Source organism: Streptomyces sp. NPDC101227 (genome assembly GCF_044767545.1).
Taxonomy (GTDB): domain Bacteria; phylum Actinomycetota; class Actinomycetes; order Streptomycetales; family Streptomycetaceae; genus Streptomyces.
The window spans coordinates 25610-45172 of the sequence record NZ_JBIWOD010000017.1; the positions used below are offsets into that span (position 1 = coordinate 25610).

The following is a 19563-nucleotide window of genomic DNA, read 5'->3' on the forward strand; positions in this document are numbered from 1 at the left end:
CGCGGGCGTCGCGGCGCCGGCCGCCGTGCCGCCGTCCACGGGCCGGACGCGCGGGCCGCCCGCCGCCCGCCGGCGCGCAGAATGGAAGCATGATCACGGGGAGCGGGGACGGTACGGCGGGCACCGCCGCGGGCGACGGGACCGGCCCGGACGTCGCGCCGCGGGCCGGCGGCGAGTGGGCCCGCCACTGGCGCTACCCCGGGCTGCCCGGCCTCGACCTGCTGCGCGCCCGCTACGTCCGGCACTCCTTCCCCAGGCATGCTCACGACGGGTACGTCATCGCTGCGGTCACCGACGGCATCGAGGAAGTCGGCTTCGCGCACGGCCCCGTCCGCACCGGGCCCGGCGAGGTCATGATGATCAACCCGGAGGTCGCGCACGCCGCACGGGCCGGTGCCCCCGAGGGCTGGGCCTACGCCACGCTCTACCCCTCGGCCGCCCTCGTCGCCGAGATTGCCAAGGAGACCACCACCCTGCGCGGCACCGCGGGATTCGCCGAGACCGTCACCGAGGACCCGCACCTCGGCCGCATGATCACCGAGGTCCACCGGGCGGCCGAGGCCGGCAGCGCCCTCGCCGCCGACACCCTGCTGCGGCTCGCCGTCGCCCGGCTGCTGCGCCGCTGCGGAGGCCCGGTCCCGGCCCGCACACCCCGTACGGCGGGCGCCCGCACCGCCGCCCGCGCCAAGGTCCTCCTCGGCGAGCGGATGGCCGCCCCGCCCTCCCTGGAACAGCTCGCGCAGGAACTCGGCACCAGCCCGTTCGCCCTCCTGCGGGCCTTCAAGGACGCGTACGGGATGCCGCCGCACACCTGGCTCACCGACGCCCGGGTGCGCCGCGCCCGCCGTCTCCTGGAGGCGGGCAGCGCGCCCGCCGAGGCCGCGGTCACCGTGGGGTTCACCGACCAGCCGCATCTGAACCGGCACTTCACCCGCATCGTCGGGGTGCCGCCCGGCGCCTACCGGCGGGAGCGCGCGGCGCAGGCCGGCGGCGCAAGAACGTACAAGACCGCGGGGGGCGCCGCCTCCTAGCGTCGAGGACGTGCCAGAACAGACACAGATACCCGCTCCGGAAGGGGCCGCGCCCGGCCGGCCCGCCAAACCCGACGCCGCCGTCATCCGGGACGCGCTGGGCGTCGGCATCGCCGTCGGCCTCTCCGGCTTCGCCTTCGGCGTGACCTCGGCAGGCGCCGGGCTCACCGTCCTGCAGACCTGCGCGCTCAGCCTCCTGGTGTTCACCGGGGCCTCACAGTTCGCCCTGGTGGGCGCGCTCGCCGCGGGCGGCAACCCGCTCACCGCGGCCGCCGGCGCGTTCTTCCTGGGCGCCCGCAACGCCTTCTACGGGCTGCGGCTGTCCGCCCTCCTGGGCCACCGGGCCGCCGTCAAGCCGTTCGCCGCCCACTGGGTCATCGACGAGACCGCGGCCGTCACCATGGCCCAGCCCGACCGCCGCAGCGCCCGCCTCGGCTTCACCGTCACCGGACTGAGCCTGTACGTCCTGTGGAACCTCACCACCCTCGGCGGCGCCCTGGGGGCCGAGGCGCTCGGCGACACCCGGACCTGGGGCCTGGACGCGGCCGGCCCCGCCGTCTTCCTGGCACTGCTCGCCCCGATGCTCAAGACCACCGTCGAACGGGTCGCCGCGGGCCTCGCGGTGGTGCTGCTCCTGATGACGCTGCCGGTGCTGCCCGCCGACGTGCCGGTGCTCCTGTCGGCGCTCGCCGCCCCCGCCGTCCTGTTCGTCCAGCGGCGACGCGAGCGCGCCACCACAACCGACGCCCCGCACACCGAGCCCCGGGAGGACCGGTCATGAACGTCTGGATCGCGATCGGCGCCACCGCCGCCGGCTGCTACCTGCTCAAGTACCTCGGCCTGCTGGCGCCCGCCGGCATCCTGGAGCGCCCGCTCGTCAAACGGCTGGCCGCGCTGCTCCCGGTGGCCCTGCTCGCCGCGCTCACCGCCCAGCAGACCTTCGCCGACGGCCCGCACCTCGTGCTGGACGCCAGGGCCGCGGGGGTGGCCGCCGCGGCCGTCGCGCTCGTCCTGCGGGCGCCGTTCCTCCTCGTGGTCGGCGTCGCGGTGGTCGTCGCCGCCGGGGTGCGGGCCCTGGGCGGCTGACCGTCCCGGGGCGGGCCGTCGAGGGGCGCGCCCCGTTCAGCCGACGGGCCGCCCGTAGGCGCGCAGGGTCAGCAGCGCCTCCAGGGTCACCATCGGGCGGCACTCCAGGGCCGTCCCCGGTGCCCACACCCGCCAGTTGACCGGCCAGCCGCCGTCCTCCTCCTGGAGCGAGGCGAGGTGGTCCAGCGCCCGGTCCATCTCCGTGTCGCTGAACCACTGGCGGGCCAGCGAGCCGGGCGTCGCCGCGAAGTCGTACGCCAGGTGGTGCTCCCCGGGGGCGTACCCCGGCGCCACCGGGACCTCCGCCGCCCGCTCCGGGTCCAGCAGCACCAGGCCCCGGTCCCGTACGAGCTTGCCCAGCCGCCGCGCCGCGGCCGCCGCCCGGGGGCGGTCCGGGGCGCCGTCCAGGAAGGCCACCGCCGCCTCGACCTCGTACGGATGGGTCTCCTCCAGCGACTCCGCCGCCGCCCAGCAGTAGTCCGTGGCCCGGAAGAGCCAGGCGTGCCACACCTCGTTGCGGTGCAGCACGCCCACCACCGGGCCGGTGGACAGCAGGGCGCTCGGGGGATCGTCGACCACCGGGATCCAGGGCGCCGCCGGATACCCCCGCAGCGAGGGGTGCAGCGCCGGCAGCGCGCCCTCGGGGGTGGAGATCCGCGTCAGATAGCGGCAGATCCGCTCCACCTGGCGGCCGTCGCAGCGCCCGATGCGGTGCAGGACCTTCAGGGCGTGCGCGGTGTGCAGCGGCTGGCTGACCGGGCCGCGCAGATCGGGCTCCAGCGCGTGCCCGTAGCCGTCGTCGTCGTTGTGGTACGCGTCGAGCGCGGTCTGCACCGCGTCCGCCCCGCCGCCGAGGAAGTGGTACTCGAAGAGCCGCTGCTCCAGCACCCGGGCGGTCAGCCAGATGAAGCGCTCGGCGCGCGCCAGGGGAGTCGGTGACGGGCTCATATTTTCGGCCATGAGACGACCGTAGGGCGGATACTGCCCGGTGGCACCGGCTCGCGCCCGGCGCCCTCCCAGGGCGGGATACCGATGGGCACGCGGTTGACGGTTCACGGCGGCGGAGGGCCGGCGGTCCGCGGAACCTCGCTCGAACCCGTCGGCCCGGAATGCCCGTCGGCCCGGACGTGCCGAGGTCGGCCTTACCCTGCGTACATACACACACTCCTGCACACCCGTCATGGCCGATACGGGCGCACGAGTCGCCGTGCGGGGGTGTGGCGGACGCGAGGGGGCAGAGACATGCAGGTCAGAGCGGGCGTGGAGCGGAACGAATGCGGTTGACGATCTTCTGGCAGCGGATGGCGGATCACTTCGGTGCGGCGTATGCCGACTCCTTCGCGCGTGATCATGTGATGTCCGGTCTCGGCGGCCGGACCGTCCATGAGGCGCTGGACGCGGGGTGGAGCGCCAAGGAGGTATGGCGGGTGGTCTGCACGACGATGGATGTCCCGTACGACAAGCAGTGAGCCCTGGCGGCGGCGCCCGGGGCGCGGCCGACGATCATGGCCGGCGGGATTTCCGGGGCAGGGCCGGGATTGTCGGAGCCGTACGCGACACTGGCTGGGTGTCCGCGACAGATGAGATCACCAGCAACGACGATCCACGCCCCGACGACCGGCCCGAGGCGCGGATGCCGCGCTGGCTGCCGCGGGCCATGGTGCTCGCGCTCGCCCTGGTGGCCTGCTTCCAGCTCGCCACATGGGGCTTCCACCAGCTGATCACGCTGCTGCTGAACATCTTGATCGCGTTCTTCCTCGCGCTGGCCGTCGAGCCGGCCGTCGACTGGATGGCGGCCCGCGGCGTACGGCGCGGGGTGGCCACCGGCGCGGTCTTCCTCGGCATCCTCGTCGCCGCGGCCGGGTTCTTCGCGCTGCTCGGCTCCATGCTCGCCGGCCAGATCGCCAAGATGGTGGAGGAGTTCCCGCAGTATCTGGACTCCGTCATCAGCTGGTCGAACAGCACCTTCCACACGCACCTCTCGCGGGTCGAGGTGCAGAACAACCTGCTCCGGTCCGACTGGCTGCAGAAGTACGTCCAGGACAGTGCCAACAACGTCCTCGCCGTCTCCGCGCAGGTGCTGGGCAGCCTGTTCAACCTCCTGTCGGTGGCGCTGTTCTCGTTCTACTTCGCCGCTGACGGCCCCCGGCTGCGCCGCGCGCTGTGCTCGGTCCTGCCGCCGCGGCGGCAGGCTGAGGTCCTGCGTGCCTGGGAGATCGCGGTCGCCAAGACCGGTGGCTATCTCTACTCGCGCGGGCTGATGGCGCTGATCTCCGGTATCGCGCACTACGTCCTGCTGGAGATCCTGGGCGTGCCCTACGCCCCGGCGCTGGGCATGTGGGTCGGCCTGGTCTCGCAGTTCATACCGACCATCGGCACCTATCTGGCGGGCGCCCTGCCCATCCTGATCGCGTTCACGGTCGCCCCCTGGTACGCGGTCTGGGTCTTCGGCTTCGTCGTGGTCTACCAGCAGTTCGAGAACTACCTCCTCCAGCCACGGATCACCGCCAAGACCGTGGACATCCACCCGGCCGTCGCCTTCGGCTCGGTCGTCGCGGGCACGGCCCTGATGGGCGCGGTCGGCGCCCTGATCGCCATCCCGGCAACCGCCACGCTCCAGGCCTTCCTGGGCGCCTACGTCAAGCGCTACGAGGTCACCGACGACCCCCGCGTCCAGGGCAGAGGCCGCCGCCTGCGCGGCGCCAGGGCCCTCGCCCGCGTGCGCCGGACGCTCCACGACGTGCCGCCGCAGGCACCGCTCAAGGAACGCGCGGCGAGCGGGGACGGCGAGGGGGGCGGCGACGGGGACGGTGCCGGCGGCGCTCCGGGCGGGCGGGGCGCGGCCGACGAGGGGTGAGCCGCGCCTCCGCGGGGAATCCGCCGGAGGCCGGGCGCTGTGGAAGCGGAAGCACGGGGACCGGCCGCGCCTACCCCGGCGGTGCACCGGTGCCGGCGCGTTTCCCGGGCCCGAACACCGTGGTCCAGGCCGCGGTCAGCACCGTGCCGGCGTCGCGGTCCATCAGATGCGGTGCGCCGAGGGCCATGGCGGCATCCAGCAGCGCGCCCAGGGCGGCCTCCCACGGGTCCGCCAGGATCTGATCGCCGTCCTCGTCGAGGGCGACCGACCCCGTGCTGCCCCGCTCCCGGGCGGCTTCGCTGACCATCCTCCAGATCAGGGAGAAACCGCGCCCGATCGGTGATCCCGGTGGGCCGGCCCCGGGGATCGACAGGGTCCCTGCGTGATCCTGGTCCCGATAGGGCGCGCCGTTCGGCTGTTCGGCGAGCCAGCGGTCCCATGCCTTACCGTACTCCTCCCCGGCTGTGGGACGGCCGGCGGCCTCGAGCGCCCGTGCGCGTTTCTCATCCAGGGCGCTTGCGGCCTCGATGACGCGCAGGACGGCATCGCCACGGGGGCCGAAGAGTACCGAGGGGGAGAGCTCCGCCAGAACGTCGACGGCGAGGGCACGGGTGAAGCCGGCGTGCGACGTCAGGCCCTCGGCGGCTCGTGCCATCGCGGCACGCTCCTCGTCCGTCGTCGGAGGCGCCACCCGCACCCGGAAAAGCCGCCCCGGCCAGTTGGTGACAGGTACGCGTTCCAGCGCGTGATCGACCACGATCCACGGCGGTGTGAACACCGGCAGCGTCACCCTCATGCCGGCCGTCGCCGCCCTCAGGCAACCAGGGGACTCATCGCTGATGAAGACGAAGCCAGCCGCCGCGGGCGGATCCGTCAGGTCCTCCACCGCCACCTCGGAATCCCTCTGTCGTTCTTCGCTCGTCCTTGGATGGCCCGAACCTACTGGTCACCGGCCTTCGGTGACAGCGTCACGGTTGGCCCGCAGGGTGGGGATCCGCTGCGCTACGCCGGCTCGACGGGTGTGGGGACAGAGGCGCTGATCGTGGACTGGCCGCGGGTGGAGGCGGCAGCCGGGTGGGGACCGGTACGCCAGGTATGCCTTGCGCCACACGCTCGGCTCGTACAAGCCGCACTTCTGGGCCGGTCACCGCTGGGACCACATGCGCGACTTCGTCGAGCCGAAGGTGCGCGAGGTACTGGACCGGTTCAACGACGCGCTGTTCTGGCATGGCCTGGAGGACACCACCGGGGCCGGTTCGGGGCTTCCGGAGCGGCCGTGCACCTGGGACGCGGACCTGCTGCTGTGGTGCCCGCCGATCACGTGCCGGCGATCGCCGGATGGTGGCGGCAGGCGGCACCCCGGCTGGAATCCCTGCGTGAGCCGTTCACCCGGCACGCCGCGGAGCCGGGCGGGTGGACCACCACCTTCGCATTGTTCGCCGACCTGCTCACCGACTGGGGAGAGGTGGTCACGGAGGCGGAGCGCCGCGGCTGGGGCATCGTCGGCCTGCGCCGCTGACCGCCACCAGCAGTGCGGTGGGTCACGCTTGACACTAAAATCGAACATCCATTCTTATAGGGGCTCCAGCCTGTCTTCTGGGGGCTTTCCGCGGAGTTATCCACAGGCTGGAGCCGGGTCCAGGCGCATTGTCAGTGGCAGGCGTTAGCGTCATGGACGTGAAGCGATCGACTCAAGCAAATCGGGTGGAACCCATGGCAGGCACTGACCGCGAGAAGGCGCTGGACGCCGCGCTCGCACAGATTGAACGGCAATTCGGCAAGGGCGCCGTGATGCGCATGGGGGAGCGCCCGAACGAACCCATCGAGGTCATCCCCACCGGGTCGACCGCGCTCGACGTCGCGCTCGGCGTCGGCGGCATCCCGCGCGGCCGCGTCGTCGAGGTCTACGGCCCGGAGTCCTCCGGTAAGACGACCCTGACCCTGCACGCCGTCGCGAACGCGCAGAAGGCCGGTGGCGCCGTTGCGTTCATCGACGCCGAGCACGCGCTCGACCCGGAGTACGCCAAGAAGCTCGGCGTGGACACCGACGCCCTGATCCTGTCCCAGCCGGACAACGGCGAGCAGGCCCTGGAAATCGTGGACATGCTGGTGCGGTCCGGCGCGCTCGACCTCATCGTGATCGACTCCGTCGCCGCCCTGGTGCCGCGGGCCGAGATCGAGGGCGAGATGGGCGACTCCCACGTCGGCCTCCAGGCCCGGCTGATGAGCCAGGCCCTGCGCAAGATCACCAGCGCGCTGAACCAGTCCAAGACCACCGCGATCTTCATCAACCAGCTCCGCGAGAAGATCGGCGTGATGTTCGGCTCGCCGGAGACCACGACCGGTGGCCGCGCGCTGAAGTTCTACGCCTCGGTGCGTCTGGACATCCGCCGTATCGAGACCCTCAAGGACGGCACCGACGCGGTCGGCAACCGCACCCGCGTCAAGGTCGTCAAGAACAAGGTCTCCCCGCCCTTCAAGCAGGCGGAGTTCGACATCCTCTACGGCCAGGGCATCAGCCGCGAGGGCGGCCTGATCGACATGGGTGTGGAGCACGGCTTCATCCGCAAGTCCGGCGCTTGGTACACCTACGAGGGCGACCAGCTCGGCCAGGGCAAGGAGAACGCCCGCAACTTCCTCAAGGACAACCCGGATCTCGCCAATGAGATCGAGAAGAAGATCAAGGAGAAGCTCGGCATCGGCGTGAAGCCGCAGGACCCGGCGGCGGAGCCCGGCGCGGACGCCGCGGGCGTGGCGGCCGAGGCACCCGCATCGGCTCCGGCACCCGCGACCAAGGCCGCCAAGGGTGCCAAGGCCGCCGCGGCCAAGAGCTGACCCGTCATGACACGGCGAACGGAATGGCCGAGCAGCGAGGACGCCACCGCCGGCGCTGCGGGCGACGCCGAGACCCGTCATGGCGGCACGGGCCGCTCGGGCCGTAAGGGCCATAAGGACAGCGGTGGTTCCGCCTCGTCGAGGGCCGAGGCAGGACCACCGCGTACCCCCGAGGAGCAGGCGCGGGCGATATGCCTGCGCCTGCTCACCGGGAGCCCGCGTACCCGCAAGCAGCTCGGGGACGCCCTGCGTCAGCGGGACATCCCCGAGGAGGTTGCGGAGGAGGTGCTCTCCCGCTTCGAGGAGGTCGGGCTGATCGACGACGCGGCCTTCGCCGGCGCCTGGGTGGAGTCCCGTCACCACGGCCGCGGCCTGGCCCGCCGCGCCCTGGCCCGCGAGCTGCGCACCAAGGGGGTGGACTCCGCCCTGATCGACGAGGCCGTCGGCCGTCTCGACTCCGAGCAGGAGGAGTCCACCGCCCGGGAGCTGGTCGACCGCAAACTCCGGGCGACCAGAGGCCTGGATCGCGACAAGCGCCTGCGCCGCCTGGCCGGGATGCTGGCCCGCAAGGGCTATCCGGAGGGCCTCGCCCTACGGGTGGTCCGCCGGGCCCTGGAAGAGGAGGGGGAGGACCCGGAGGCGCTGGAGCAGCATCTGCCGGAGATATGAGGCGGCGCAGGCGGGCCGGTGAGCCGGGGTCGCGCGGTCAGGCCCTGCGGGAAACCGGCAGCCCCGCCGCCCGCCAGGCCTGGAAGCCGCCGACCAGGTCCGTCGCGTGGTGCAGGCCCAGTTGGCGCAGGGAGACCGCCGCGAGGCTGGACGCATAGCCCTCGTTGCAGATCACCACGACCGGCAGACCGTGATGGGTCGCCTCGGCGGCGCGATGGTCGCCGGTCGGGTCAAGTCGCCATTCGAGCTCGTTGCGTTCCACGACCAGCGCACCGGGGATGGTGCCGTCGCGGTCCCGCAGGGCCGCGTACCGGATGTCCACCAGCAGACCGCCCTCGTCCTGGACCGCGGCGGCCTCCCGGGGGTCCACCCGGCGCAGTTCACCGCGAGCCCGCGCGAGCAGTTCGTCGACGGCGCTCACTGCCACTCCTCCGGACGCTCGACCTCTTCGAGCCGCAGCACCGGCCCGTTGCGGCTGTAACGCCGCATCAGAGGCAACGGCGGGTAGTAGGCATGGACCGAGACGGCGTGCGTGTCCTCGGACAGATTGAGCACCTGGTGGACATGGTGCGGGCCGAACGCCCGGCCGCGGCCGTCGCGGAGCGTGCGCTCGCGGTCCACGCCGTCGGCGAGTTCCAGGGTTTTCCAGCCCTCGGTGGGGAGCTGGGCGGCGAGCGACTGTTCCGTCAGCTCGCCCGCGGCCGTCGCGAAGGCGCCCCGCGAGCCGCCGTGGTCGTGCCAGCCGGTGCCGGTGCCCGGTGGCCAGCCGATCAGCCAGGCCTCGCTGCCGCCCGGCCCGTCCAGCCGGATCCAGGTGCGGCCTTCGGGGTCGAGGGGGAGCGAGGCGATGAGTTCGGCGTTCGCGGCGGTGCGGCGGGCGAAGCCGAGGAGTTCCGCGGCGCCGGGCCCACGGTCACGTTCGTGGCCAGGGCCAGGGCCAGGGCCAGCGTCGTGGTCCCGGCCAGGCTCATGGCCGTGGTCTGCGGCGTCGCTGCCGGTATACGGGCGTGCAGGGGCGTGTACGTCGGGCACGGAAACCGTCCTGAGTGATCGCGAAGAGGCGCGGCCACCGGTACGGAGCGCGGGGCCGCGCGGGGAAGGGGATGCGGATCAAACGGACGGACGACACATGCAGCTCGCACAGCGGACCAGGTCCAGATGGACCCTCCGCCAGAATCGCGAGCCGTGATCAGTCACCTTCGGAGTGAAGCACGGGCGCTCCCACAGGGTCAACCGTGGGATCCGGGCCCCTCTCCCCGTCCGTGGCACCGGCCGTCGGCTCCCCGGCCGCGCCCCCGTGCCCGTAGGCGGCCCCGCCCCGTACCGCATCCGCGCACGCGGTCAGCTCGGCCGGGCGGACGCCGGGCAGCGCCGTGACCAGATGGCCGTCCGGCCGTACGACCAGGACGGTGTGCGCGGCGGCGCCCGGATAGGCCTCGGTGACCAGGATCTCGGCGGGCATCGGCAGCGCCTCGACGGCGCCGGTCAGCTGCGGCATCAGGCCCGCCGACTGCCAGTGCCGCCGGTCCCAGACGCCGGTGCCGGGCGCCACCAGCACGACCAGGAGGCCGTGCCCCAGACGGTCCCGCAGCCGCACCACCGAACCGTCGCCGGCGGTCACCGGAACATCGAGGACCGGCGAACCGGGGCGGGTGTCGACCGCCACCGCGCCCGTCTGCCCGGCGGCCGGTGCGAGCGGGGAACGGGGATAGGCGGGCGGCGCCCCCAGGGGACCGCGGCCCAGATGACCGTCGGTCAGCAGCGCACTCTGCCCGCGCGCCGCGCCCGGCAGTACGGTCCGCCAGCGCACCGCACCGCCGTCCCGCAGCAGCGGCAGCGCCTGGTCCGCGGCGCGCAGCCGGGCCGCCACCGCACCCCGCCGCTCCGCCTGATAGCTGTCCAGCAGCGTCTCGGAGGCGCCCTGGTGCCAGGCCAGGGCCAGCTTCCAGCCGAGGTTCTCGGCGTCCCGCAGTCCCTCGTCCAGGCCCTGTGTGCCGAGCGCGCCCAGCAGATGCGCGGCGTCCCCGGCGAGGAACGCGCGGCCCTGCCGCCAGGTCCGGGCCAGCCGGTGGTGGACGGTGTGGACGCCGGTGTCGAGGAGCTCGTACGGGGGGACCGGCCGGTCGGCGGCCCGCCCGCCGTCGCCGTCCGGCTCCGCCGCCCAGCCCGCCAGGGAGTCGCGGATCCGGGCCACCAGGGCGTCCGGGGTGACCAGCTCGCGGCCGGGCGGCAGCAGCCAGTCCAGCCGCCAGACGCCGTCGGGCAGCGGACGGGCCGATACCTCGAGGACGGGGCCGCCTCCGGCGCCGCCCTGCCGGCCCGGCGAGCGGTGCAGCAGCCCTTCGCCGGGCCAGGGCAGCTCGGTGCGCAGCGCGGCGACGGCATGCCGCTCGACGGCCGTACGGCCCGGGAAGCGGATCTCCAGCAGCTTGCGGACGGTCGAGCGCGGTCCGTCGCAGCCGACCAGGTAACTCCCGCGCCACCAGGTGCCGTTGGCGCCTCTGGTCTGCGCACCGATGCCGCGCTCGTCCTGCTCCAGCTCGGCCAGCCGGCTGCCGGTGACGATCTGCGCGAGATGTTCCCGGGCGAGCGCGGCGCGCAGCGCGCGGGTGAGGGCGTGCTGGGGCAGATGGACGGGGGAGGCGAGGGCGGCGGGCGCCGCCTCGTCCGGGATCCGGGGGGCGAAGGTGACCCGCTCGACCAGCCGCCGGCGGCGCACCGTGCGCCAGGCCGTCCATCGGGTGCCCTCACTTTCGAGGGTGTCGGCACAGCCGAGCCGGGCCACGAAGGCCGCGGTGTCCTGACGGAGCACGGCCGTGCGGGCCGGGCGGGTGTCGTCCTGCCCGGCGGTCTCGTCCAGGACGACGGAGGGGACGCCACGGCGGGCGAGCGAGAGGGCGAGGCAGAGGCCCACCGGGCCGGCCCCGACGACGATCACCGGGTCCACGGCGTGGCTCCCTGGGCCTTGCGGTGCTGACGGGGTGTAGGGGAACTGGCGGTGGGAGCCCGGTGCGTGATCACACAGCGTATGCAACCCATTGCGAGGGCCCGCGTCAAGTGACGAAGGCGGCGGCACGGGTGCCGCCGCCCGAGGACGTCCTCATCACGCCTGCCGGGGCGTCAGTTCACCGGCCGGTCCGCGTTGTCGGCGGCGGCTTCCCCGGGGGTCGCCGCCACCAGGGCCGTCGCCGCCGCGCTGGTCTCGGCGCTGCCGGCGGCCTTCTTCGGCCGGCCGCCGCGCCGCTCGATCCAGGTGGCGAGTGCGGTGAGCGCCAGGCACATCGCGAGATAGATGACGCCGCTGACCGCGATGACCTGAACGTAGGTGGCGTCGCCGTTCACCTTGATGTTGGTGCTCATCAGGCGGGCCGTGTAGAGCAGCTCCTCGTACGTGATGATGTAGCCCAGGGAGGTGTCCTTGAGGGTCACCACCAGCTGGCTGATGATCGTGGGCAGCATCGCCCGGACGGCCTGCGGGATCAGCACGGTCGTCATGACCTGCGTCTTGGTGAGCCCCAGGGCGTACGCCGCCTCGCTCTGCCCCTTCGGTACGGCGTTGATGCCGGCCCGCAGGACCTCGGCCTGCACCGTTCCGTTGTAGAGCGTCAGGCCCACGACCAGCGCCCAGAACTGCGGCTGGTCATCGCTGAAGCCGAAGGTCTCACGGCTCCTGATGAAGAAAATGAAGATCGCGAAGATGGTGATCAGCAGCGGGACGGCGCGGAAGAGCTCGATGAACCCTGTCGCCACCCAGCGGACGGGTCGGTGGTCCGACAGTCGCGCCACCGCGAGCAGCACGCCCAGGACCAGGGAGAACACCGCGGCGAACGCGAATACCTGGAGCGTGGCCAAAATGCCGTCGCGGAGACGGGTACGGATACCCGAGTAGTTGAAGATGTCCCACTTCGCCGGGTCGAACTCGCCCTCGGCATTCAGCCGCAGCACCACGAACGCGATCAGCCCCAGCACCGCGAGCGCACCGATGACGGTGTAGACGCGGTTGCGTGACTTCGCTCTGGGCCCCGGTACGTCGTACAGAACGCTCGCGCCACTCATGCCCACACCTCGCTGAATTCCGCCCCGCGTGCGCGCGGCACCGACGTCCTGCTCTTGGTCTCGCCGTAACCGCTCATCGGGCGACCCCCATGCGGCGCTCCAGCACGCGGAAGACGCCGCTGATGGCGAAGGTGATGATGAGGTAGGCGATCGCGACGACCGCGAAGATCAGGGTGATGGCGTACCCCTGGTCGCTCAGCAACTTGGCGAAGCCGAACAGCTCGGTGACGCTGAACGCACCCGCGATGGCTGAGTTCTTGGTCAGCGCGATCAGGATGCTGCTCAGCGGCGGCAGCACCGTGCGGGTGGCCTGCGGCAGCACGATCATGCGCAGCGTCTGGGTGAACGTCAGCCCCAGGCTGCGGGCCGCCTCGGCCTGGCCGATCGGCACGGTGGAGATGCCGGAGCGCACCGCCTCGCAGATGAACGCCGAGGTGTAGCAGCCCAGTGCCAGCATGCCCAGCACGAACGGGCTGGCCCCCTCGAGCAGGAGCTTCGGCAGGACGAAGAACGCGATCAGGAAGAGCAGTGTCAGGGGCGTGTTGCGCAGCAGCGTCACCCAGGCCGTCCCGAAGGCGCGCAACGGCGGGACCGGGGAGACCCGGCAGCCGGCTATGAGGACGCCGAGGACCAAGGCGATCACCGCGCTGGCCCCGGTGATCGCCAGGGTTCCCAGGAACCCGTCACGGAGTTCAGGCAGATATTCGAGGACTACGTTCATGGAGTCTCCGCGGAGCGGTCGGGTCGGCGTCGGAAAGGGAGGGTGCGGGGACGCGGTGGCCGGAAGACGGTGCGCCCCGTACGCCCGCCGCGGCGGGCGTACGGGGCGGCACGGTCAGGGAGTGCGGGTGCCTCAGTACGTCGGCAGCGGCAGCTGCGGGGCGACGTACTTCGAACCCGACTTGCCGAGCGTGCCGTTGTAGGCCTTCTCGTAGTCGCCGTTCTTGATGTGGTTCTCCAGCGCCTTGGTGATCGCCTCGCGCAGGACCTTGTCGTTCTTGTCCAGGCCGACGCCGTAGGGCTCCTTGGTGAACGGCTTGTTCACCAGGCGGAGCTTGCCGGGACGCTCGGCGGCGTAACCCTTGAGGATGGCGTCGTCGGTGGTGAGGGCGTCGGCCGTGCGGTCGAGGACCTTCTCCACGCAGTCCGAGTACTTCAGCAGCTCGAGGGTCTTGGCGCCGTACTTCGGCCGCTTGATCTCCTGCAGCGGGGTCGAGCCCTTGATCGAGCAGACGGTCTTGCCCTGGAGCGACTCGGGGCCGGTGATGGACTTGTCGCCCTTGCGCACCAGGAGGTCCGCGCCGGCCGTGTAGTAAGGGCCCGCGAAGCCGACCTGCTTCTTGCGCTCGTTGTTGATCGTGTACGTACCGACGTAGAGGTCGACCTTGTGATCGCTGATGAAGGCCTCACGCGAACTGGAGTCGACCGTCTTGAAGTCGATCTGCTTCGTGGAGAAGCCCAGGTCGGCCGCGACCATCTTGGCGATCTCGATGTCGAAACCGGAGTACTTCTTGGTCGAGACGTCCTGGAAGCCGAGGAACGGCTGGTCGGCCTTGACGCCGATGGTGATCTTCCCGCGTTTCTGGGCGTCCTTCAGGACCTGCGAGTTGAGCTTCACGCCCTTGGCGGGGGTGTAGTCGTGGCTGTAGACCTCGGTGGCGGCCGACTTGTCGCCCGCCGAGCCCGACTTACCGCCGCACGCCGTAGCCGTCGCCGCCAGCGCGAGCACCGCCACACCCACCGCAGCCGTCTTACGCATCCTCATGGTGAACTTCCTCAGTTTCAGCAAATGTTGGCAATCATCGTGGCCCAACTGCGGCCTCAGTGGTGAAGGATCTTCGACAGGAAGTCCTTCGCGCGGTCGCTGCGCGGGTTGTTGAAGAACTGGTTCGGCTCGGCCTCTTCGATGATCCGGCCGTCCGCCATGAAGACCACGCGGTTCGCCGCGGAGCGCGCGAAGCCCATTTCGTGCGTGACCACGACCATCGTCATGCCGTCCCGGGCGAGCTGCTGCATGACCTCCAGCACCTCGTTGATCATCTCCGGGTCCAGCGCGGAGGTCGGCTCGTCGAACAGCATGACCTTCGGGTCCATCGCCAGCGCACGGGCGATCGCCACGCGCTGCTGCTGACCGCCGGACAGCTGTGCGGGGTACTTGTCCGCCTGGGTGCCCACGCCGACCCGGTCGAGCAGTTCGCGGGCCTTCTTGGCGGCGGTGTCCTTGTCCTTCTTGCGGACCTTGACCTGGCCCAGCATCACGTTCTCGAGCACCGTCTTGTGCGCGAAGAGGTTGAAGGACTGGAAGACCATGCCCACGTCGGCGCGCAGCCGCGCAAGCTCCCGCCCCTCCTGCGGCAGCGGCTTGCCGTCGATGGTGATGCCGCCGGTGTCGACGGTCTCCAGGCGGTTGATGGTGCGGCAGAGCGTCGACTTGCCGGACCCGGAGGGTCCGATCACCACGACGACCTCGCCGCGGTGGATCGTCAGGTCGATGTCCTGGAGCACGTGCAGCGCGCCGAAGTGCTTGTTGACGTTGTCCAGCACGACCAGCGGGTCACCCGTCGGGGCGGGCCCCTCGGCGTTCTTGGTCACCGATACTTCGCTCATCGGCGTACAGCTCCGTCCTCCTCGGTTGGGAGGACAGTAATGACGGCCCGCGACCAGCGTCATTACATCTGAGGGAGAATTGAGCATAACGATCCGGCCGCATTGGGACACTCCGCGTGAACGGGACGTGGTGGCGGCGAGGCCCGGGGCGTACCGGCTGGGTAACGGATGGTGGCGCACGGGCGGCCTCCTCTTGACGCGCATGCCTCCTATCGCCGTAGATGCCCTGTGGCCTGTCCGCAGGCAGCGCCCGCCCGCACGTACAGAACCACCCCGTGCAGAGAACGACCGCAGGTACGGAACGCCCGCACGCACCGAAGGAGGAGGCCGGATGAGACTGCTGCTCGTCGAGGACGACGATCATGTAGCCGCGGCCCTGTCCGCGGTGCTGGCCCGGCACGGCCTCGAGGTCAGGCACGCCCGCAGCGGCGAGGAGGCGCTCCAGGCCCTGCTGCCCGATGACGCCGAGCCCTTCGCTGTGGTGCTGCTCGACCTCGGGCTGCCGGATCAGGACGGCTTCGAGGTGTGCGGCCGGATCCGCAAGATCAGCACCACCCCGGTGATCATGGTCACCGCGCGCTCCGACGTCCGCTCGCGCATCCACGGCCTCAACCTCGGCGCCGACGACTATGTCGTCAAGCCCTACGACACCGGCGAACTGCTCGCCCGTATCCACGCGGTGAGCCGGCGCACCACCACCGGGACCGGCGAGCCGCAGGCCGAGGAATCCACCGCCGAGGACGCGCTGCACCTGGGCGCGGTCACCGTCGAACTCCCCACCCGCCAGGTGTCGGTGCACGGCGCCGCGGTGCCGCTCACCCGCAAGGAGTTCGATCTGCTGGCGCTGCTCGCCCAGCGCCCCGGGGTGGTCTTCCGCCGGGAGCAGATCATCAGCGAGGTGTGGCGCACGAGCTGGGAGGGGACCGGCCGGACCCTGGAGGTGCACATCGCCTCGCTGCGCGCCAAGCTCCGGATGCCCGCGCTGATCGAGACCGTACGGGGGGTGGGCTACCGGCTGGTGGTCCCCGCGTCCGGGGCGCCGGCCGCGGCCCCCGCTTCTCCGGCGTCCTGAAGGCCGCCCCGGTCACGTGCGCACCCGACTCCTCCCGCTCCTCATCGTCCTCATGGCCGGTGTGCTGCTCGCGCTCGGCGTGCCGCTCGCCGTGATCACCGCGGGCGTGGAGCAGCAGAAGGTGGTCGTCGACCGGATCGACGACGCCGCGCGGTTCGCCGCACTCGCCCAGTTCGTCACCGCCCGCCCGGACGCCGGCGATGGCACCAAGAGCCCCGAGGAGGACGAGCGGCGCGCCACCCTCCGCAGCGAACTGGCCCGCTACTACGACCTCTACGGCATCCGCGCCGGCGTCTACTACCGTGACCACACCCCGATGGCCGCCGCCCCCAAAGACCTGCGGGCGCCCGGCGACGGCGAGGGCGCCCGGGCCTTCAGCGAGGCGCTGGCCGGGCGCCGCAGCCATGACCCCCGGCAGATCTGGCCGTGGGACGACAGCGGCCGGATCTCGGTCGCCTCACCGGTCATCCGCGACGGCGATGTGGTCGCCGTCGTCCTCACCGACTCGCCCACCGGGCAGATGCGTTCGCGCACCCTGCGCGGCTGGCTGGTGATCGCGGCGGGGGAATGCGTGGCGATGCTCGTCGCCGTCGGCGCGGCCATCCGGCTCACCGGCTGGGTGCTGCGGCCCGTCCGGGTGCTGGACACGGCAAGCCACGACATCGCCACCGGCCGGATGAAGGCCCGCGTCGCCGCCACCGCCGGGCCACCCGAACTACGGCGGCTGGCCCGCTCGTTCAACGAGATGGCCGACCATGTCGAGGACGTCCTCGAGCAGCAGCGCGCCTTTGTCGCCGACGCCTCCCACCAGCTGCGCAACCCACTGTCCGCCCTGCTCCTGCGGATCGAGCTGCTGGCCCTCGAACTGCCCGACGGCAACGAGGAGATCGCCTCGGTCCGCACCGAGGGCAAGCGGCTGGCCCGGGTACTGGACGACCTCCTGGACCTCGCCCTGGCCGAGCACACCGCCGCCGACCTCCAGCTCACCGACATCGCGGCGCTGGCCGCCGAACGCGTCGACTCCTGGCGCCCGCTGGCCGACGACCGGGGCGTTCGGCTCTCCTACGAGGGCCACAGCGCGGTCACCGGCTGGGCGGACCCCATCGCGCTCTCCAGCGCCCTGGACGCCGTCGTCGACAACGCCCTGAAGTTCACCCCGCCCGACGAGCCGGTCACCGTGGCCGTCGCGGCCGACGGCGAATGCGTGACGATCACCGTCGCCGACCGCGGCCCCGGCCTGACCGACGACGAACTTGCCCGGATCGGTGACCGCTTCTGGCGCAGCGGCCGCCACCAGAACGTCTCCGGCTCCGGCCTGGGACTGTCGATCACCCGCGCGCTGCTGGCCGCGGGCGGCGCCGCCATCGCCTACGGCCCGCACCCGCCGCACGGCCTGAAGGTCACCGTCACCGTGCCGAGGACCGCACCGTGACCTGGCCGCCTGCACGTCTGTGCTAGTCTTTCCGACGTTGCAGTTGTGGTACCCATGAACTTTGTGCGCGCCCGGTGGCTGGTAGCCCCGGGCGTTCCTTGTTTTTCCGGACGTGTTCCGGTGTGGGGCGATCATCTCGGCGACAAGGAGGCCGCGCAGTGTGGTCTCCGGTTTGCCCCATGAAGGAGAAAAAAAATGGCTTCCGGCACCGTGAAGTGGTTCAACTCGGAAAAGGGCTTCGGCTTCATCGAGCAGGACGGCGGCGGCCCCGACGTCTTCGCCCACTACTCGAACATCCAGTCCCAGGGCTTCCGTGAGCTCCTCGAGGGCCAGAAGGTCACCTTCGACGTGACCCAGGGCCCCAAGGGCCCGCAGGCGGAGAACATCGTCGCCGCCTGACGCCCTCGCGTCGCGCGGACAGGGCCCGCACCGGCATCCCCGGTGCGGGCCCCGTCCCGTTTCCGTACGGGAGCCACTGTCCCTTACGGGTATCCCCACCCCCCTCCACCTGAAGGGCATTCCGTGACCCGAGCGTCCGCACCGCGACAGAGCGCCGCCCCGAAGCCGTCCACCGCGGCGTCTTCCACCCCGCCCGCCGGCTCCTTCGACGAGCTGCCGCTGGCACCGGCTCTCCTCACCGCGCTGCGCGCGCAAGGTGTCACCACGCCGTTCCCCATCCAGGCAGCGACCCTGCCCGAGACCCTCGCCGGCCGCGATGTGCTCGGCCGCGGCCGCACCGGCTCCGGCAAGACCCTCGCCTTCGGCCTCGCGCTGCTCAGCCGTACGGCCGGGAAGCGGGCCGTGAGCAAGCGCCCGCTGGCGCTGGTGCTCGTCCCCACCCGCGAACTCGCCGGGCAGGTCACCGACGCGCTCGCGCCGTACGCCAAGGCCCTGGGCCTGCGTACCGCCACCGTCGTCGGCGGCACCTCGATCAACCGCCAGGTCGACACGCTGCGCCGCGGCGCCGAAGTCCTCGTCGCCACCCCCGGCCGTCTCGCCGATCTGCTGGACCGCGGCGCCTGCGCCCTCGGCGATGTCGCCATCACCGTCCTCGACGAGGCCGACCAGATGACCGACATGGGCTTCCTTCCGCAGGTCACCCGGCTGATGGAGAAGGTCGACGCGAACGGTCAGCGGATGCTGTTCTCCGCCACCCTCGACCGCAATGTCGACAAGCTGGTCCGCCGTTTCCTGACCGATCCGGTCACCCACTCCGTGGACCCCTCGGCCGCGACCGTCACCACCATGGACCACCACGTCCTGTACGTGGACGACGCCGACAAGCGCGCCACCGCCACCGAGATCGCCGCCCGCGACGGCCGGGTGATCATGTTCGTGGACACCAAGCGCGGCGCCGACCGGCTCACCAAGCACCTGCTCGCCCAGGGCGTGCGCGCCGCGGCGCTGCACGGCGGCAAGTCCCAGCCGCAGCGCACCCGCACCCTCGAGCAGTTCCGCACCGGCCACGCCTCGGCGCTGATCGCCACCAATGTCGCCGCCCGCGGTATCCACATCGACGGCCTCGACCTCGTCGTCAACGTCGACCCGCCCACCGAGGCCAAGGACTACCTGCACCGCGGCGGCCGGACCGCCCGTGCCGGCGAGTCCGGCACCGTCGTCACCCTCGTCACGCCCGCCCAGCGCCGCGACATGACCCGGCTGATGCGCCAGGCGAAGATCACCCCGTCCGCCGCCACGGTCCGCCCCGGCCACGCCGACCTGATAAGGATCACCGGCGCCCGGACCCCCTCCGGCGTCGCGGTGGCGCTCGCCGCGCCCACCCCGGCCCCCGCGGCCGCTTCCCCCGGCGGCGGCGCCCGGCGCCGGCGCCCCCGCCGCGCACGCCCCGCCCGCCGCACCGCCGGCGCCCCCAGGGGCTGACCGAGGGGGGACCTAGGGGTGACCTGGGGGTGACCGC

21 protein-coding genes are annotated in these 19563 nt (G+C 72.1%); 12 read left to right on the top strand and 9 right to left on the bottom strand.

From position 1 onward, the window contains the following. The first annotated feature begins 89 nt into the window (after positions 1 to 89). From ACIRPT_RS31310 to ACIRPT_RS31320, 3 genes are read left to right on the top strand one after another with little or no spacing between them, the layout of a single operon-like run. Positions 90 to 1031, top strand: coding sequence for an AraC family transcriptional regulator (locus ACIRPT_RS31310; RefSeq protein ID WP_403833207.1), 942 nt, complete (start codon positions 90 to 92; stop codon positions 1029 to 1031). A gap of 10 nt (positions 1032 to 1041) precedes the next feature. After that, positions 1042 to 1812 (top strand): AzlC family ABC transporter permease, encoded by a 771-nt coding sequence (locus tag ACIRPT_RS31315; protein ID WP_403833209.1) that lies wholly within the window; start codon positions 1042 to 1044, stop codon positions 1810 to 1812. After that, positions 1809 to 2117, top strand: coding sequence for an AzlD domain-containing protein (locus ACIRPT_RS31320; RefSeq protein ID WP_403833211.1), 309 nt, complete (start codon positions 1809 to 1811; stop codon positions 2115 to 2117). The genes ACIRPT_RS31315 and ACIRPT_RS31320 overlap by 4 nt, the downstream gene beginning before the upstream one ends. A 36-nt stretch (positions 2118 to 2153) precedes the next feature. On the opposite strand, the gene ACIRPT_RS31325 is transcribed toward ACIRPT_RS31320, so the two are convergent. Then, positions 2154 to 3077: a hypothetical protein gene (locus tag ACIRPT_RS31325; RefSeq protein ID WP_403833215.1), complete on the bottom strand. Its 924-nt coding sequence runs from the start codon at positions 3075 to 3077 to the stop codon at positions 2154 to 2156. Positions 3078 to 3391: 314 nt separating this feature from the next. Between ACIRPT_RS31325 and ACIRPT_RS31330 the strand changes: the two genes are divergently transcribed. Together ACIRPT_RS31330 and ACIRPT_RS31335 are read left to right on the top strand one after the other, a co-directional pair. Then, complete coding sequence (locus ACIRPT_RS31330) at positions 3392 to 3586, top strand: DUF3046 domain-containing protein (protein WP_403833217.1); 195 nt, start codon at positions 3392 to 3394, stop codon at positions 3584 to 3586. Positions 3587 to 3684: 98 nt separating this feature from the next. Next, the gene (locus ACIRPT_RS31335; protein WP_403833219.1) at positions 3685 to 4974 is read left to right on the top strand and encodes an AI-2E family transporter; all 1290 of its coding nucleotides are present in this window, start codon (positions 3685 to 3687) and stop codon (positions 4972 to 4974) included. A gap of 70 nt (positions 4975 to 5044) precedes the next feature. Here the strand turns inward: ACIRPT_RS31335 and ACIRPT_RS31340 are convergent, their stop codons facing one another. Continuing rightward, positions 5045 to 5866 carry a hypothetical protein gene (locus ACIRPT_RS31340; RefSeq protein WP_403833221.1) on the bottom strand — a complete coding sequence of 274 codons (822 nt, stop codon included), beginning with the start codon at positions 5864 to 5866 and terminating at the stop codon, positions 5045 to 5047. A gap of 414 nt (positions 5867 to 6280) precedes the next feature. On the opposite strand from ACIRPT_RS31340, the gene ACIRPT_RS31345 reads away from it, so the two are divergent. From ACIRPT_RS31345 to recX, 3 genes are all read left to right on the top strand, one after another. Next, positions 6281 to 6493 carry a hypothetical protein gene (locus ACIRPT_RS31345; RefSeq protein WP_403833223.1) on the top strand — a complete coding sequence of 71 codons (213 nt, stop codon included), beginning with the start codon at positions 6281 to 6283 and terminating at the stop codon, positions 6491 to 6493. Positions 6494 to 6687: 194 nt separating this feature from the next. Next, positions 6688 to 7809 (top strand): recombinase RecA, encoded by a 1122-nt coding sequence (gene recA / locus ACIRPT_RS31350; protein WP_403833225.1) that lies wholly within the window; start codon positions 6688 to 6690, stop codon positions 7807 to 7809. Positions 7810 to 7815: 6 nt separating this feature from the next. After that, a complete protein-coding gene (gene recX, locus ACIRPT_RS31355; RefSeq protein WP_403833227.1) occupies positions 7816 to 8478 on the top strand; it encodes a recombination regulator RecX in 663 nt (220 codons plus the stop codon). A gap of 37 nt (positions 8479 to 8515) precedes the next feature. On the opposite strand, the gene ACIRPT_RS31360 is transcribed toward recX, so the two are convergent. From ACIRPT_RS31360 to ACIRPT_RS31390, 7 genes are all read right to left on the bottom strand, one after another. Beyond that, positions 8516 to 8899, bottom strand: coding sequence for a rhodanese-like domain-containing protein (locus ACIRPT_RS31360; protein WP_403833229.1), 384 nt, complete (start codon positions 8897 to 8899; stop codon positions 8516 to 8518). Then, a complete protein-coding gene (locus ACIRPT_RS31365) occupies positions 8896 to 9510 on the bottom strand; it encodes a cysteine dioxygenase (protein WP_403833231.1) in 615 nt (204 codons plus the stop codon). Before ACIRPT_RS31365 ends, ACIRPT_RS31360 begins: the two co-directional genes overlap by 4 nt. Before the next feature lie 157 nt (positions 9511 to 9667). Next, positions 9668 to 11425, bottom strand: coding sequence for an FAD-dependent monooxygenase (locus tag ACIRPT_RS31370; RefSeq protein ID WP_403833233.1), 1758 nt, complete (start codon positions 11423 to 11425; stop codon positions 9668 to 9670). Positions 11426 to 11598: 173 nt separating this feature from the next. Further along, positions 11599 to 12534, bottom strand: a complete 936-nt coding sequence (locus tag ACIRPT_RS31375) for an amino acid ABC transporter permease (protein ID WP_403833235.1) — start codon at positions 12532 to 12534, stop codon at positions 11599 to 11601. 73 nt (positions 12535 to 12607) lie between these two features. Continuing rightward, positions 12608 to 13255, bottom strand: a complete 648-nt coding sequence (locus ACIRPT_RS31380; RefSeq protein WP_403833237.1) for an amino acid ABC transporter permease — start codon at positions 13253 to 13255, stop codon at positions 12608 to 12610. Between the two features lie 132 nt (positions 13256 to 13387). Then, a complete protein-coding gene (locus ACIRPT_RS31385) occupies positions 13388 to 14299 on the bottom strand; it encodes a glutamate ABC transporter substrate-binding protein (protein ID WP_403833239.1) in 912 nt (303 codons plus the stop codon). A 56-nt stretch (positions 14300 to 14355) separates the two neighbouring features. After that, the gene (locus ACIRPT_RS31390; RefSeq protein ID WP_403511699.1) at positions 14356 to 15141 is read right to left on the bottom strand and encodes an amino acid ABC transporter ATP-binding protein; all 786 of its coding nucleotides are present in this window, start codon (positions 15139 to 15141) and stop codon (positions 14356 to 14358) included. Positions 15142 to 15472: 331 nt separating this feature from the next. Here ACIRPT_RS31390 and ACIRPT_RS31395 point away from each other — a divergent pair, with 331 nt between their 5' ends. The 4 genes from ACIRPT_RS31395 to ACIRPT_RS31410 all read left to right on the top strand — a co-directional run bounded on the left by ACIRPT_RS31395 (position 15473) and on the right by ACIRPT_RS31410 (position 19526). Beyond that, positions 15473 to 16213: a response regulator transcription factor gene (locus tag ACIRPT_RS31395; RefSeq protein WP_403511696.1), complete on the top strand. Its 741-nt coding sequence runs from the start codon at positions 15473 to 15475 to the stop codon at positions 16211 to 16213. Between the two features lie 16 nt (positions 16214 to 16229). Beyond that, positions 16230 to 17645 carry an ATP-binding protein gene (locus tag ACIRPT_RS31400; RefSeq protein ID WP_403833242.1) on the top strand — a complete coding sequence of 472 codons (1416 nt, stop codon included), beginning with the start codon at positions 16230 to 16232 and terminating at the stop codon, positions 17643 to 17645. Positions 17646 to 17840: 195 nt separating this feature from the next. Further along, positions 17841 to 18044: a cold-shock protein gene (locus ACIRPT_RS31405; protein ID WP_083107766.1), complete on the top strand. Its 204-nt coding sequence runs from the start codon at positions 17841 to 17843 to the stop codon at positions 18042 to 18044. A 123-nt stretch (positions 18045 to 18167) separates the two neighbouring features. Next, entirely contained in the window at positions 18168 to 19526 is a 1359-nt protein-coding gene (locus tag ACIRPT_RS31410; RefSeq protein ID WP_403833245.1) for a DEAD/DEAH box helicase, read from the top strand. Positions 19527 to 19563: the final 37 nt, after the last annotated feature.